Genomic DNA, 15,109 nt, shown 5'->3' on the forward strand with positions numbered 1-15,109 from the left:
GGGCGGGAGCCGCCACCGGCGCGGGCGTCGGTGCGGCCGTCTGCTGGGGCTCGTCCACCGTGATGCCGTAGTCGGTGGCGAGGCCTTCGAGCCCGGTGCTGTAGCCCTGGCCGACGGCGCGGAACTTCCATGCGCCCTGACGACGGTAGAACTCCCCGAGGACGAAAGCGGTTTCGGTGCCGGCGTCCGCGCTGTCGAAGCGGGCGATCTCGGTGCCCGCCCGCTCGTCGAGCACCCGGATGTGCAGTCCGGGCACCTGCCCGAAGGTGCCGCCGTCCGCCGAGGCGACCAGCACCACGGTCTCGATGGCGGGCTCCACGCGCGCGAGGTCGACGAGGAGCGCGTCGGTCACCTGGCCGTCGGCGTCCCGCTTGCCCTCGTGCCGGACCGCGCCGGAGGAGTGGGCGGGCTGGTTGTAGAAGACGAAGTCGGCGTCCGAGCGCACCTTTCCACCGACGAGCAACAGCGCCGAGGCGTCCGCGTCGGGCACGCCCGGGCCGGAGCGCCGGCCCACTTCCACGCGCAGCGCGGTCGTCGGCACCGCGGTGTTCGATCCTTTCGGCATTGACATGTCCGCCCCCATCAGATGGTCATCCAGAAGATCGTCACCTGGCCGCGTCCCGCGCGGTCCGTCGGATCCGGCCGGATCCGTTGTCGGCCCAACCTATTCCCCCGGGGCCCCGATGCCCCAGAACCCGTACCGAAAGATCCTTGGTCAACCGTCGGTAACCCACCAGGAACTCGGCTTTTACACGATCAGTACGCGCTTTGCTGCCCTTTTTCGCCGAGTTCGCTCGCATTGGGGATCCGGCGTCACTGCCGACACGGAAAACAACCCTCTTATCGGTCTCCCCAACCAGCACATCGTGGGCTTAACTTATGTGCCATGACCTCCCCCCGCTCCACCTACGGCGGCGGTTACTACTCCGCCTCGTCCTTCGCGGACACCCCGATCTACGACTCTCTCGTCGCCGAGCGGGGAACCCCTCAGATCGCCCCGATCCGGGTACCCGCCGCGTACGACATGCCGGGCAGCAACCTGCCCGCCCTCCCGTCGGCGCTGCCCGCGCTGCCGGCCGGTCCCTCCCAGCCCGCCTACGGCTATCCGCAGGCCCAGCAGCCCTCGCCGCTCCAGCAGGCGCCGAACGCGTACATCCCGCAGCAGTCCGCGGGTCCGCGTGGTTACCCCGGCGCCCAGCCGCAGCAGCAACAACAACGTCCGATGGCGGGCTACGAGGCCATGCGCCCGGCGGCACCCCGCCCGGCCCCCGCGGCCCCGTACCAGCAGGACCCGTACAACGGCCAGCAGTACCGCGGGTACTGAGGCATCTGCAACGTTTCGCGTGGGGTTGTCACAGCCTGCTGGCAGGATGACCCCATGGGGAATCCGTCACTGCACTCGATCCATGTCCACCCGCTGAAGGCGGCCCGGGGCTTCGCCCCCGACGAGGCCGTCGTGGAGCCCTGGGGGCTGGCGGGCGACCGCCGTTGGGTGCTGGTCGACGACTCGGGCAAGGTCATCACTCAACGTCCGCATCCGCGTATGGCGTTGGCCGCCGCCGGGCTGCTGCCCGGCGGCGGCCTCTTGCTGTCCGCACCCGGCCGCGAGCCCCTCACCGTCCCGGTGCCCGCGCCCACCGACACGACCACCGTGGAGATCTGGCGGGACAAGGTGGAGGCGGTCCCCGCCGACGTCGCGGCGCACAGCTGGTTCAGCGACTACCTGGGCGTCCCCGTACGCCTCGTGCACCTCGACGACCCGGCGAAGCGGCGCCCGATCGACCCCGAGTACGCCCGCCCCGGCGAGACCGTCAGCTTCGCCGACGGCTACCCTCTGCTGCTCACCGCACTCGCCTCGATGGACGCGCTCAACGACCTGGTCGCACGGGGCGACCACGCCGAGGAGGGCCCGCTGCCCATGAGCCGCTTCCGGCCGAACGTGGTCGTCGACGGCACGGACGCCTGGGCCGAGGACGGGTGGCGGCGCGTCGCCATCGGTGAGGTGCGCTTCCGGGTCGCCAAGATGTGCGGCCGGTGCGTGGTGACCACCACCGACCAGGACACCGCCGAGCGTGGTCGTGAGCCGCTGCGCACCCTCGCCCGCCACCGTCGCTTCGGGGACACGCTGGTCTTCGGGCAGAACCTCGTCCCGGAATCCCCGGGCACGGTGCGGGTCGGCGATCCGGTGCGGGTGCTCGAATAGCGAGTTCGATCCCGATGAGTTCTGGGCGGTCCTGAGAGAACCCCCGACCCCCTCTTGAAAATTCAATCGCCTACGATTCGGCCTACGATTCGGTTCGTGTACAGGGAACACACGGCCTGGCCCCGACCGTTGGGTCTCTGTGAGAAGTTCATGAGAAGGCCGGCCGGAGGGTGATTTCCCTCTCTCCCGACCGGGACCGCGTGTGGCCGGCCCCGACCGGGGCTGTCACGGGCGCGTAAGGGGGTGTGGGGCGAGTGCGGGCGATCGGTGGACTACGGGCGTTCGGCGGGCTGTGGCGCTGGCGTCACAACCCGCTGCGGCGGACGACCGATCTGGTCGAGGCCTGGCTGGCGTTCGCGGCCCTGCTGCTGATCCTCGTCGCCGCGCCGCTGATCGGCGCCGTCGTCGGCACCTCCGCCCAGAGCGCCCTCCAGCAGTCCGTGCGGGACCAGCAGCAGAGCCGTCACCGGGTCACGGCCACGGTCGTCAAGAAGGTCGACGGCTCCCCCCTGGACCCGGATCCGGAGACCGCGACGACCCGCGACCGGCAGAGCCGGGTCGTCGCCGACTGGACCGGCCCGGACGGCACCCCGCGCCACGGTACGGTCATGGCGAACCTCAAGACCCCGCAGCCCGGCGACCACTTCACGCTGTGGACGGACGACCAGGGCCGTACGGTGGGCCGCCCCCTGGACACCGCCACCGCGACGACCCACGCGGTACTGGCCGGATTCGGCGCCACGGTGCTCGCCGCGGGACTCGTCGAGGGCGTCAGACGGCTGATCGTCTGGCGCATGATCCGCCACCGCTACACCCGTTGGGACCAGGCATGGGACAAGGCCGGGCCGGACTGGGGCAGGACGGGCGCGGGCAGCTGACCGCCTTCGCACTCCGGTCAACTCCCCCTGCCCGCGCACGCTACGGTGGACCGACCAGCCGAACTGTTCGGCATCGACCCGCGTTCCACGAGGTGGGGGCACAGCAACGCCATGGCACAGGGCACGGTCCAGGTGACGCACACCGGTACATCGCGGTGGCGGCGCCGCACGGGTGAGTACTCGTCGCTCGCCGCGGCCCTGGAGGCCGCAAGCGACGGCGACGTGCTCATCGTCGCTCCGGGCACGTACCGGGAGAACCTCGTGGTGCGGCGCGGGGTCACGCTGCGCGGCCCCGAGGGTTCGCCCGGCTCGGTGCGCATCGCGCCCGCCGACGGCGTACCGCTGACCGTCTCCGCCTCGGCCGTCGTGCAGGACCTGCACGTGGAGGGCCAGGACGCGGCGGCGCCCGCACTGCTCGTCGAGGAGGGCACCCCCGAACTGCTGGATCTGCGGATCGTCACCCGCTCCGCGGCCGGCATCGAGGTACGCGGCGGCGCCCGCCCCACGGTCCGCCGCTGCACGGTCGACAACCCGGCCGGGATCGGTATCGCCGTGGTCGACGGCGGCGGGGGCGTGTTCGAGGAGTGCGAGGTCGTCGCGGCCGGCCAGGCCGGAGTCGCGGTGCGCGGCGGCGGCCACCCCCGGCTGGAGCGCTGCCGGATCCATCACGCCTCGGGCTCCGGTCTGACGGCGACCGGGGAGAACTCCGCGCTGGAGGCCGTCGGTTGCGAGGTCTACGAGGTGCGCGGCAGCGGTGTGCAGATCACCGGGCGGGCCACGGCCCATCTCACCGACTGCGATGTGCACCGGACCACGGCCGACGGGGTCACGCTCGACACGGACGCGGTGCTCACCCTCGCGGACTGCCGCATCCACGACATCCCGGAGAACGCGGTCGATCTGCGCTCGCGCTCGGTCCTCACGCTGACCCGCACCTCGGTCCGGCAGTTCGGGCGCAACGGCCTGTCGGTGTGGGACCCGGGCACCCGGGTGGACGCCAACCAGTGCGAGATCTTCGACAGCACCGGCGACTACCCGGCGGTCTGGGTCAGCGACGGCGCGACGGTCGTGCTGGAGTCCTGCCGGGTGCACGACGTGCCGGACGCCCTGTTCGTGCTGGACCGGGGCTCGCGCGCGGACGTCGTGGACAGCGATCTGTCGCAGGTGCGGAACACGGCGGTGTCGGTGAGCGACGGGGCCACCGCGCAGCTCGACGACTGCCGGATCCGGGACGCCGCGACGGGCGCCTGGTTCCGCGACCACGGCAGCGGCGGCACCCTCAACAACTGCACCGTGGACGGCACCCAGACCGGCGTGATCGTCACCAAGGGCGCCGACCCGACCATCGAGCGCTGCACGGTGACCTCGCCGGCCGAGGCCGGCTTCTACGTCTCCGCCGAGGGCCGCGGCAGCTTCCTCGACTGCCGGGTCACGGGCAGCGGCGGCTACGGCTTCCACATCATCGACGGCTGCCGGTCGACCCTGCGTAAATGCCGTACGGAACGCTGCGCGCGCGGTGGTTACGAGTTCGCGGACGGCGGCCCCGGCACCGCCGGAGGCGGGCCGGTCGTCGAGGACTGCGCGAGCGACGAGAGCGCGGGCGTGCGGCCCCCGGCCACCCGGGAGACGGCCACGCAGACCACGGCCCAGTCGCCCGGTCTGCTGGGCTCGATCCCGGGGCAGCGCACCACCGAACAGCCACCGGCCGCCGTACCCCCGGTGGAGCCCGAGCCGTCGACGCGGACCTCGAAGGCCGTCCTCGGCGAACTCGACGCGCTGGTCGGCCTGGACAGCGTCAAGCGCGAGGTCCGTGCCCTCACCGACATGATCGAGGTGGGCCGCCGCCGCCAGCAGGCCGGCCTCAAGGCCGCGTCGGTCAAGAGGCACTTGGTGTTCACGGGCTCCCCCGGCACCGGCAAGACCACGGTCGCCCGCCTCTACGGCGAGATCCTGGCCTCGCTCGGCGTCCTGGAGAAGGGCCATCTCGTCGAGGTGTCCCGGGTGGACCTGGTCGGCGAGCACATCGGCTCCACGGCCATCCGCACCCAGGAGGCGTTCGAACGGGCCCGTGGCGGTGTGCTGTTCATCGACGAGGCGTACGCGCTGTCGCCGGAGGACTCGGGAAGGGACTTCGGCAAGGAGGCCATCGACACGCTGGTGAAGCTGATGGAGGACCACCGCGACGCGGTCGTGGTGATCGTGGCGGGCTACACGGCCGAGATGGAGCGCTTCCTCACCGTCAACCCCGGTGTGGCGTCCCGTTTCTCACGGACCATCACCTTCGACGACTACGTACCCGACGAGTTGTTGCGGATCGTGGAGCAGCAGGCCGAGGAGCACGAGTACCGGCTGGCGCCGGGCGCGGGAGACGGCCTGCTGAAGTACTTCACCGCCCTCCCCAAGGGCCCGGCCTTCGGCAACGGCCGTACCGCGCGGCAGACCTTCGAGGCGATGGTCGAGCGGCACGCGAGCCGGGTGGCCCAGGTCGACGAACCGAGCACGGACGACCTGACGTTGCTGTTCGCGGAGGACCTGCCGGAGCTGCCGTAGGCCGGGGGTCGGCAGGTCTGCGGGGCGGGGGCAAGCCCCACCCCCGAGTGACCGGTCTGCCGGATGGGGCGGCAGTGGCCCCTTGGACAGCATGGGGCCATGACAGCTCGCACCCGGAACGCCCTGGTCCTCGCGCTCACCGCCTCGGTCGTCGGCACCGTGCTGACGGCCACTCCCCCGGCCCTCGCCGCCTCGTCCTTACCGTCGCTCGCCTGGCGCCCGTGTGCCCAGCCCGGCGGTCCGGCCGGGCAGGAGTGCGCCGAACTGAACGTACCGGTCGACTACCGGACCCCCGACGGGCCCCTGTTGAGCATCGCGGTGTCCCGGCTGCCGAGCGAACGCCCCGCGGCCCGGCGCGGCACCCTGCTCGTGCTGCCCGGTGGCCCGGGCGGCTCCGGCATCGCCAGACTCACCCGGCAGGGCGAGGCGCTGCGCCGGGAACTCGGCGCCGCGTACGACATCGTGAGCCTCGATCCTCGTGGCGTAGGCGCCAGCACCCGGGCGTCCTGTGAACTCCCCGCCGCAGACCGGCACTTGGTGACGCTGCGACCCTGGCCCGCGCCGGACGGCTCCATCACGGAGAACGTCGCCCGCTCCCGCCGCACCGCCGAGTCGTGCGCCCGCAACGGCGGTGCGGTGCTGCGCAGCTTCAGCACCGCCAACGAGGTACGCGACATCGACCGCCTGCGGCAGGCCCTGGGCGAGGAAAAGCTGTCGGCGTACGGCATCTCGTACGGCTCCTATGTCGGCGCCGTGTACGCGCAGAAGTACCCACAGCGCACGGACCGTTGGGTGCTGGACAGCAACGACGACCCCGATCCCCGCCGGGTCGAGAGGGCGTGGGTGGCGAACATGGCGGTCGGCGCGGAGGACCGGTTCCCGGACTTCGCGGCCTGGGCCGCCGATCCGGCCCGGGACGCGGAGGGCCTGCGGCTCGCGGGGCGGGCCGAGGAGGTCCGTCCGCTGTTCCTCTCCCTGGCGGCGGAGCTGGACGGCGCCCCGAGGGCGTCGACGACACCGGGCGTGCCGCTCACCGGCAACCTGCTACGGCAGGTCATGTACGACTCGCTCTACAACGACGCCTCGTTCCCCCGGCTGGCGGGGCTGATGCGGGCGGCCATGACGCCGGGCGCTACTCCGGTGCTGCCGCCGGAGGTCGCCGGACCGCTCGGCGACGAGGACGCCGCCGTCACGATGGCCGTGATCTGCAACGATGTGCGCTGGCCTCGGTCAGTGGCCGGGTACGAGCGGGCGGTGGCCGCGAACCGGGCGCGGTATCCGCTCACCGCCGGCCTGCCGGGGAACGTTCTCCCCTGCGCCTTCTGGAAGGACACCCCCGTCGACAAGCCCACCCGGCTCACCGACCGGGGACCGTCCAACATCCTGATGATCCAGAACCGCCGGGACCCGGCCACCCCGTACGTCGGCGCGTTGCGGATGCGTCGGGCCTTCGGTGACCGGGCGCGGCTCGTCACGGTCGAGCGGGGCGGTCACGGCGTCTACCTGGGCACGGGCAACGCCTGCGGCAACCGCGCCGTGACCGTGTTCCTGACCACGGGCGAACGCCCCGCGCGGGATGTCACCTGCCCGGACTAGGCCGAGGTCCGCGGGCCCGGCAGTTCGGTGCCGAGTCGGTCCAGCAGGTGTTTGCGTTCGGCCACGAAGGCCGGGTCCGCCTGGTAGTCGGAGTGGCCGAGGATCGGGGCGGGCAACGGGTGGGCGCCGGTGCGGCCGTAGGCAAGTGGGTCCGTGAAGGGCTCGGCGTCGACCTGCGGTCCGTGCCGGCTCGTCAGCCGCACGGGGCCGCCGATGGGGTCGGTGCGGCGGTACAGGTTGCGCCAGCAGTCGACCTCGCGGTGGAGGGCGGCGAGGGGCTCGGGGCCGAAGTGGGCGGGGAACCAGCGCCCGTACAGCCGCTCCAGCGGTGAGCCGTAGGTGAGCAGCGCGACGCGGCGGCGGACCGACGGGGTGAGCTGCCATGCCGCGGCCGCCGCGAGGACGCTGCCCTGGGAGTGGCCGGAGAGGACGAGCCGGCCGCCGGTGGTGCGGGTCCAGGTGGCCATGCGCCAGGTCAGGTCGGGGACGGCCCGCTCGGCGTAGCAGGGCGGTGCGAACGGATGTGCGGCGCGGGGCCAGAAGGTGCCCACGTCCCAGAGGATGCCGATCGTGCGCCGCGCGGAGGCGTCCTTGTAGGCCCGGCGGCCCCAGGTGACGAACAGCAGGAACCCCACGCCGATCAGCCAGGACCCCAGTGCCTGTGCGGTGTGCGCGGCCCCCGCGATCAAGTCGTACGAGCCGTGCGCCGCCTTCGCCGGTGTCTCGCCCGTCACCAGGGCACCGGTGAGGGCGGCGGCGCCGAGCAGCAGGGTCACGGCGGAGGTGACGGCGACGATGCGGGGCGCGCGGTCGGTGAGGGCCGCCATGGCGCGGGTGCGCGCGATGCGCCGGGTGCGCCCGGCGTCCTGCGCCTCCTGCTCCTCGTAGGGCGGCGCGCTGTCCCGTTCCGGCCCTCCGTCCGGGCCCGGTCGTCCCATGCCCTGCTCCTGAGGCCGTTCTCCCGCCAGGCCGTACTCCCGCTCCACCGCCGCCGTCTCCGCTGCGCGCAGGACCCAGGTGCGGCGGGTCAGCCAGCCCAGGAGGCCGAGGAGGACCAGGAGGAGGGGCGGGATGACGGAGGCCTGCCAGGTCAGGAGGACGGGTGGGCCGGAGAGGGCGTCCTCGGTGCCGCCCAGCCAGTCGGCCACCCGCTGGGCGACACCGGCGGACATCACGCCGCCGAGGGCGCAGGCGAGCATCGCGACGGCGGGGCCGGCCAGGCCGTACATGGCGGTGCGCGGGTCGGGGCGGGAGCGGTAGAGGGTGTGGGCGACCACACCGAGCGCGATGACGAGGAGGCTCTGCACCAGGGTGATCCCGCCGAAGGCCAGGTCGCCCGGCAGCCGGCCCGTCGACCTCCAGCCGGGGCGCGACCACCCCGCGTACACCACGGCGAGGACGAGCACGGCGATCGAGCAGGCGGGCAGGCGGCGGACCAGGTTCTCGTCGAGGTGCTGGTCGAGGCGCCGCTCGCTGCGACCTCTGCGGCAGACCACCCAGACGACGCTCACCGCCAGGAGCACGAGTGCCGAGTTCAGCAGCCAGCCCAGGAGGTCCAGGAGGGCCGGTCCGCCGGCTCGGCGGTCGTGGTCGGCCGCCGGGGTGCCGACGGCCGCCGCGACGGTCAGGAACCCGGCCGCCGCGTGGGCGGCGCGGAGCCTGGCGACGAGGCGGCGCCCGTACCAGAAGCCGGGCCGGCCGAGTGCGACGCGGGCCGTGTCCTCGACGTCGGGTGCGATGGGTGTCGCGGCGCCGGCCTCGGGTGCGTCGGGTGCCTCTTTCTCATCCTCGGGCCGGTCGTCGTCGCGGTCCATGGGGCGCTGGGACTCGTACTCGCTCCAGGTGCGGTGCGAGAGGTACCAGAGGAGACCCGTCAGCGCGGTGGGCACCAGGGCCGCCACGGCGAGGCGGCGGCCGGGCCGGCTCCACCAGCCGCCGTCGGAGACGGTGGGAGAGAGGAAGCCGAGCCACGTGTGCGCCTCCGCGCACGCGCGTGCGCCGGCGCACTGCCAGGCGGTCAGGTCGAGCGCGACCTCGCAGGCCGCCGCGACGAGCAGCACGGTCAGGGTCAGTCCGGTCAGGCGGACGAGGAGGCCGTAGAGGCGTACCGTGCGTCGACGGCCGCGGGTGCTGGGGCGCATCCAATGGGCGAGGTTGACGACCATGAACGGCAGCAGCAACAGCCACAGGGCGCGCGAGCTGTTCCCGGAGGTGAGGTTGCACCAGACGTAGGCCTCGGGGACGGGCCTGCCACGGTAGTCGGCGGGACGTTTCTCCGCGTCGGCGTCGTCGATGCGCCGGAAGACCGCGGCCGTGTCGTCGCCGGTGACGCGGACCGTGCGGGGATCGTCCAGCATGCGTTCGGGGGTGGTGCCGCCGACCCCGTGGACCAGGAGTTCGAGGGCGGTCCCGTCCGTCGTGGAACGGCCGGAATACGGGTGTCGGCCGTCGTCCTGCGATGCTGGATGTTCCCCGGGTTCCGTATGTGTCGTATGTTCCCTCGCACGATCCACTGTTCCGCTTCCCCCGTGAGGCGCCACAAGTCAGGTGTGATGTGCAGGCACTCATGATCGCCCCTGATCGGACGTCATACACCTGTGATCACCGAATCTCCCCGATCCGTGTGATAGTGGCGGGCGCGAGAAACGGGGCGTGACGTGCACGCGACTGTGCAAGGAATGGCGTCAGCGGTGATGGAGCGTGCGAATATGGGACGTCCTCGGGACCGGGGACGGGAAATGTCCTTGTCGGAGGGGGTAGGGAAGGCGTGTCGGGCGTGATGGGGCGAGAGGACCGGAGCGAGCGTGAGTGAGAACCAGAACCTCCTCGCGGAGCAGCGCCGAGCCCTGATCCTCGACGAGGTACGACGGCGGGGCGGGGTCCGGGTCAACGAGCTGACGCGCAAACTCGGTGTGTCGGACATGACCGTGCGTCGCGATCTGGACGCGCTGGCCCGTCAGGGCGCGGTGGAGAAGGTGCACGGCGGCGCGGTGCCGGTCGCCGAGGCGAGCACGCACGAGCCTGGTTTCGAGGCGAAGTCCGGGCTGGAGCTGACCGCCAAGGAGGACATCGCGCGGGCGGCCGCGGAGCTGGTGGCGCCGGGTTCGGCGATCGCCCTGTCGGGCGGGACGACGACGTACGCGCTGGCGCACCGGCTCGTGGACGTCCCGGATCTGACCGTGGTCACCAATTCGGTGAGGGTCGCCGACGTCTTCCATGCCGCCCAGCGCACGACGGGCCCCCGGCAGGGTGCGGCGACCGTCGTGCTCACCGGCGGGGTGCGGACGCCGTCCGACTCGCTGGTGGGGCCCGTGGCCGACCAGGCGATCGCGGCGCTCCACTTCGATGTGCTCTTCCTGGGTGTGCACGGGATATCGGTCGAGGCGGGTCTGTCGACGCCGAACCTGGCGGAGGCCGAGACGAACCGGCGTCTCGTGCAGTCGGCGCGGCGGGTCGTGGTGGTGGCCGACCACACCAAGTGGGGGACGGTGGGGCTGAGTTCGTTCGCCGCGCTGGAGCAGGTGGACACGTTGGTGACCGACGCGGGGTTGCCCGCGCAGGCGCGGGCGGAGATCTCCGAGCATCTGCGGCGGCTGGTGGTGGCGGGGGAAGACTTCGACGACGCCTCGGACGACTGAGCAGCGTTGTGAGTGAGGACGGCCTGTGACCGCGGTCGAGTGTGGCTGGTCGCGCGGTTCCCCGCGCCCCTTGCAGGGGCGCGGCTGTGGCCGGCAGTGAAGGGGCGCCCTCAGTCCGTCCACTCGCCCGTCGTCAGCAGCCTGTCGATCGCCGTCGCGTACGGCTCGATGTCCAGGCCCTGTTGTCCCAGCCACTCGTCCGAGTAGTACTTGTCGAGGTAGCGGTCGCCCGGGTCGCACAGGAGGGTGACCACGCTGCCCCGGCGGCCCTCGGCGACCATCTCCGCGACGATCTTGAGGGCGCTCCACAGGCCCGTGCCGGTGGAGCCGCCGGCCTTGCGGCCGATCGCGTTCTCCAGGGCTCTGACGGCGGCGACGCTGGCGGCGTCGGGGACCTTCATCATGCGGTCGACGGCGCCGGGGACGAAGCTGGGCTCCATTCGGGGGCGGCCGATGCCCTCGATGCGGGAGCCGCAGTCGCAGGTGACGTCCGGGTCGCCGGTGGTCCAGCCCTCGAAGAAACAGGAGTTCTCCGGGTCGGCGACACAGATGCGGGTGTCGTACTGCATGTAGTGGACGTAGCGGGCGATGGTCGCGGAGGTGCCGCCCGTCCCGGCGGTGGCGACGATCCAGGCGGGCTCGGGGAAGCGCTCCAGGCGGAGCTGGCGGAAGACGGATTCGGCGATGTTGTTGTTGCCCCGCCAGTCCGTGGCCCGCTCGGCGTAGGTGAACTGGTCCATGTAGTGGCCGCCGGTCTCCACCGCGAGACGGGCCGACTCCTCGTACATCTTCCGTGAGTCGTCGACGAAGTGGCAGCGTCCGCCGTGGAACTCGATCAGACGGATCTTCTCGGCGCTGGTCGTGCGGGGCATGACGGCGATGAAGGGGACGCCGATCAGTTTGGCGAAGTACGCCTCGGAGACGGCCGTGGAACCGCTGGAGGCCTCGATGACGGGCCGGCCCGGCCGGATCCAGCCGTTGCACAGGCCGTAGAGGAAGAGGGAGCGGGCGAGGCGGTGCTTGAGGCTGCCGGTGGGGTGGGTCGACTCGTCCTTCAGATAGAGGTCGATGCCCCACCTCTCGGGCAGGGGGAAGCGCAGCAGGTGGGTGTCGGCGGAGCGGTTGGCGTCGGCCTGGACCTTGCGGACGGCTTCTTTGAGCCAGCCGCGGTACTCGGTGTCGCTGTGATCGACGTCGAGGGTGGCGCCAGGACGAGTGGGGTGGGCGGTGCTCACGGCATGCTCCTCAGGCAGTGCGCCGACGGCGGATCGCGGCGTCGGACGTCCCGATGATAGACACCATCCGCACGCTTCTCACCTGCATAAACATGCCTTTGGGCCCCTCAAAGGCACTCCTGTGGCGAGGATGCGCGGGGCGCATGGGGGGCGCATGCCGCGCATGCGCCGGAACCCCGCCCCCGGTCCACCGTGCGCACTGGTGCTCGACGCGGGGGACGTGCAGACTTCACCGCACGGGCCGAGTCGACGCCGCCGGAGCCGTCCAGGGGGAGGCGACCTCGGGCACACTGGATCACGGTCCGCGACGGATCAGACGACGACAGGGCACAGCCGAAGCGCACTAGGGGGCGGGGTACATGGCCGAGCCGGAGTTCACGGCCACGGGCGTGCGGATCGGGAAGAGGTTGCGACAGCTCACCCGGGCGGGGCAGGTCCGGATCGAGGACGGCCGACTGCAGTTGCTCACCAGCTACGGCAGCGAGATCGACAGCGCGCCGGTCCAGGCGGTCCGGGCCTCGAAGCCCTGGTTCGCCAACGAGGACCGGGCGTTGGCCGATGTCAACGGCACGCGCTACACGCTCACGCTGAACGAGCACGACCCCGCTCCGGGCAAGCCCGGCCCACCGTCCGCGCGCCGCTTCATAGAGGCGGTGCGCAGGGCGGCCGGTCGCAGCGGCTGACGAACCGCGAGTTGCGGGACCGGGCCCCCTGAGTCACTCTGGTCTCACGTCACTCTGGGTTTACCGGCGATAACGCTGCGAACCAGCCCGCCGGCCACGTCAGCGGGCGGCGGTCGCCGACAGCCACCCCACGAGCAGGCGGCGGCTCCTGCCTCCGCCCCAGGCGGCAGTCGTAGGCGGCCGCACCACAGCAGGCGGCGTTTTTCGCCCAGCCACCTCGCTGGATCCGTACTCCGATCTTCTTCCGGACTCAATTCGGGGAGTCGCAGCCGTGATCAGCCAGCAAAGCAGGCACTGCACGGTGGAGCTCCAAGCCCTGCCGTCGCGGATCGGCCAGGTCCGCAGAATCGTATCTGCGCAATTGCGCTACTGGCATCTGGATCCCTTGATAGAGCGGGCCGCACTCGGGGTGACCGAGTTGCTGTCCAACGTCCACCGGCACGCGGAACCGGACAAGACGTGCACCGTGGAGATGGAGTTGCTCCTCGGCCGGCTCACGGTCTCGGTGCACGACCACGACCCCCGCCTCCCGGTCGTCCAGGACGCGGATCCCTTCGCCACCTGCGGCCGCGGGCTCGCGATGGTCGCCGCGGTGAGCGAGAGCTGGGGTGTGCGGCCGCACGGCGAGACGGGGAAGGTCGTGTGGTTCACCCTGCCGGCGTCCTCGGCCGCGGTACCGAAGATCTCGCCGTACGACACGGGCCTGACGCTCGACACCGGCCTGACGCTCGGCACCGGGCTGACGCTCGACACCGCGCAGCCGTTCGACACCGGACGCAGGCCCGCCACGCGTGGGCACAGGTCCGAACACGCTCCCGCCCGGTCGGCCGTCGCAGGCTGACCGGGCGGTGACCACCCCTCAGGCCACCGAGATGTCCACCGACGGCCGGAGCTTCGCCGCGGCCGCCAGGGCCTGGTGCACGGGGTGGGCGGCGAAGGACGCCAACAGGGCCTCGTCGGCGGGGTGTTCGGCGGCGGGGTAGGCGATCTGCGTGTAGGCGGCCTGGAAGCGGGGGCCCCAGCGGCGGGCGCCGAGACGGGCCGTGCGGGAGCAGTTGTCGACCATGTACGCGATGTCCCGGGCACGCATGTAGGGCAGGAGGGAGTCGACGGCCTCGATGACGGACTCGTTGACGATCTCCGACCACGGGTGGCCGCGCTCGACGAACTCGTCGATCTGCGCCGTCATGGTGGCGACGAACACGCCCGCGGTGAACGGGTCGACGGGCAGGTCGCGTTCTCCCCGGCGGGCGTGCGCCCGGGCAGTCGCCGACCACATCGGTGAACCGCCGATCTCACTCATCGGGCGGGCGCCGAGGCGGCCTTCGGCCAGGACGACACTGCGCAGTTCGGTGCCGTCGGCGACCTCGTCGTAGATCTCCCCGACGATCTCACAGGCGGGTCCGTAGGCGGCCGTGTAGGCGCGGTCGAAGACGTCCCGGCCGTCCGCGTCGAGGCCCTCGCGGACCGCGCCGAGCCCGGCACGGGAGATGGTGCGGGCGATCGGGCCCGTGATGTTCTCGCAGGAACGCTCGTACGCGGTCACCTCGTCGTCGCCGGCGAGCCGGTGGCGGGTGTAGAGGCTCTCCACGATGCCGTGGACGGCGCCGAGCAGGAGGGCGCGCTCGCCGACGATGTCGGAGAGGTACTCGCTCTCGAGGGTGGTGCGGAACGTGTACGGGGAGCCCAGGGCGACCGACCAGGCGAGGGCGCGGTCGGTCGCGTGGCCGTCGGGATCGGCGTGGACGGCGTAACTGCTGTTGATCCCGGCGCCGTTGATCTCGACGCCCTGCTCGTAGAGGCGGCGGACCGAGTCGCCCATCCCCTTCGGGCAGACGGCGATGACACCGTGGCCGGGCGGGAAGTCGCCGCCGGTCGCCCGGAGGTGGCCGAGGAGGAAACCGTGGGAGAGGCCGATGGTGGCGCCGGGTTTCAGGGCGGCGAAGATCTCCCGGTGGTGGGCGGCGAGTGCCGCGTCGGCGATCAGAAGGATGACGAGATCGCTCTCGGCGGTGACGGCGAGCCAGTCGCCGAGGGTGCCGTCCGCCTCGGTGAAACCGTGGGCGCGGGCATCGGCGGCCGAGGCGGAGCCGGGGCGCAGTCCGACCGCGACCGTGATGTCGGTGCCGGCGAGGGAGTCACGCAGGTTGCGGGCCTGGGCCCGGCCCTGCGGCCCCCAGCCGACGACCCCGATGCGACGCACCCCGGCGAAGGCCTCGGGGAGCAGCGGGAAGAGATGGCGGCCGCCGCGCAGGACGGTCTCGGTGCCGCCGGGCATGTCCAGGGTTTCGAGGGCGAAGACGGTGGAGGCGGCGGGGGTGGCGGA

12 protein-coding genes are annotated in these 15,109 nt (G+C 72.2%); 8 read left to right on the forward strand and 4 right to left on the reverse strand.

What is annotated here, in order from left to right; genetic code table 11:
* A partial coding sequence (locus P1P70_RS27100; protein ID WP_319242173.1) for a TerD family protein occupies positions 1-571 on the reverse strand: 571 nt, incomplete at its 3' end.
* Between the two features lie 315 nt (positions 572-886).
* Here P1P70_RS27100 and P1P70_RS27105 point away from each other — a divergent pair.
* The 5 genes from P1P70_RS27105 to P1P70_RS27125 all read left to right on the forward strand — a co-directional run bounded on the left by P1P70_RS27105 (position 887) and on the right by P1P70_RS27125 (position 7,227).
* Positions 887-1,324, forward strand: coding sequence for a DUF6643 family protein (locus P1P70_RS27105; protein WP_319242175.1), 438 nt, complete (start codon positions 887-889; stop codon positions 1,322-1,324).
* A 54-nt stretch (positions 1,325-1,378) separates the two neighbouring features.
* Positions 1,379-2,203, forward strand: coding sequence for an MOSC domain-containing protein (locus P1P70_RS27110; RefSeq protein WP_319242177.1), 825 nt, complete (start codon positions 1,379-1,381; stop codon positions 2,201-2,203).
* Between the two features lie 254 nt (positions 2,204-2,457).
* Entirely contained in the window at positions 2,458-3,081 is a 624-nt protein-coding gene (locus tag P1P70_RS27115; protein ID WP_319242179.1) for a hypothetical protein, read from the forward strand.
* Between the two features lie 111 nt (positions 3,082-3,192).
* The gene (locus P1P70_RS27120) at positions 3,193-5,631 is read left to right on the forward strand and encodes a right-handed parallel beta-helix repeat-containing protein (protein WP_319242191.1); all 2,439 of its coding nucleotides are present in this window, start codon (positions 3,193-3,195) and stop codon (positions 5,629-5,631) included.
* A 99-nt stretch (positions 5,632-5,730) separates the two neighbouring features.
* Positions 5,731-7,227, forward strand: coding sequence for an alpha/beta hydrolase (locus tag P1P70_RS27125; RefSeq protein ID WP_319242181.1), 1,497 nt, complete (start codon positions 5,731-5,733; stop codon positions 7,225-7,227).
* Here the strand turns inward: P1P70_RS27125 and P1P70_RS27130 are convergent.
* On the reverse strand, positions 7,224-9,740 hold the full coding sequence (locus P1P70_RS27130; protein WP_413471555.1) for a hypothetical protein: 2,517 nt from the start codon (positions 9,738-9,740) through the stop codon (positions 7,224-7,226). The genes P1P70_RS27125 and P1P70_RS27130 overlap by 4 nt on opposite strands.
* A gap of 291 nt (positions 9,741-10,031) precedes the next feature.
* Between P1P70_RS27130 and P1P70_RS27135 the strand changes: the two genes are divergently transcribed.
* Positions 10,032-10,865 carry a DeoR/GlpR family DNA-binding transcription regulator gene (locus P1P70_RS27135; RefSeq protein ID WP_319242185.1) on the forward strand — a complete coding sequence of 278 codons (834 nt, stop codon included), beginning with the start codon at positions 10,032-10,034 and terminating at the stop codon, positions 10,863-10,865.
* 110 nt (positions 10,866-10,975) lie between these two features.
* On the opposite strand, the gene P1P70_RS27140 is transcribed toward P1P70_RS27135, so the two are convergent.
* The gene (locus P1P70_RS27140; RefSeq protein WP_319242187.1) at positions 10,976-12,100 is read right to left on the reverse strand and encodes a PLP-dependent cysteine synthase family protein; all 1,125 of its coding nucleotides are present in this window, start codon (positions 12,098-12,100) and stop codon (positions 10,976-10,978) included.
* 359 nt (positions 12,101-12,459) lie between these two features.
* Here P1P70_RS27140 and P1P70_RS27145 point away from each other — a divergent pair, with 359 nt between their 5' ends.
* Together P1P70_RS27145 and P1P70_RS27150 are read left to right on the forward strand one after the other, a co-directional pair.
* Entirely contained in the window at positions 12,460-12,783 is a 324-nt protein-coding gene (locus tag P1P70_RS27145) for a hypothetical protein (RefSeq protein WP_184898104.1), read from the forward strand.
* Positions 12,784-13,054: 271 nt separating this feature from the next.
* Complete coding sequence (locus P1P70_RS27150) at positions 13,055-13,624, forward strand: ATP-binding protein (protein ID WP_319242189.1); 570 nt, start codon at positions 13,055-13,057, stop codon at positions 13,622-13,624.
* Between the two features lie 18 nt (positions 13,625-13,642).
* On the opposite strand, the gene P1P70_RS27155 is transcribed toward P1P70_RS27150, so the two are convergent.
* The coding region (locus P1P70_RS27155; protein WP_413471556.1) for a ketol-acid reductoisomerase at positions 13,643-15,109 on the reverse strand (1,467 nt) is incomplete at its 5' end.

Source organism: Streptomyces sp. MB09-02B (assembly GCF_033794485.1).
Classification (GTDB): Bacteria; Actinomycetota; Actinomycetes; order Streptomycetales; family Streptomycetaceae; genus Streptomyces.

Excerpts from the sequence above, each read along its gene's own strand:
- P1P70_RS27105 (WP_319242175.1), top strand. The coding sequence starts at position 887 with ATGACCTCCCCCCGCTCCACCTACGGCGGCGGTTACTACTCCGCCTCG.
- P1P70_RS27110 (WP_319242177.1), top strand. The coding sequence starts at position 1,379 with ATGGGGAATCCGTCACTGCACTCGATCCATGTCCACCCGCTGAAGGCG.
- P1P70_RS27120 (WP_319242191.1), top strand. The coding sequence starts at position 3,193 with ATGGCACAGGGCACGGTCCAGGTGACGCACACCGGTACATCGCGGTGG.
- P1P70_RS27125 (WP_319242181.1), top strand. The coding sequence starts at position 5,731 with ATGACAGCTCGCACCCGGAACGCCCTGGTCCTCGCGCTCACCGCCTCG.
- P1P70_RS27145 (WP_184898104.1), top strand. The coding sequence starts at position 12,460 with ATGGCCGAGCCGGAGTTCACGGCCACGGGCGTGCGGATCGGGAAGAGG.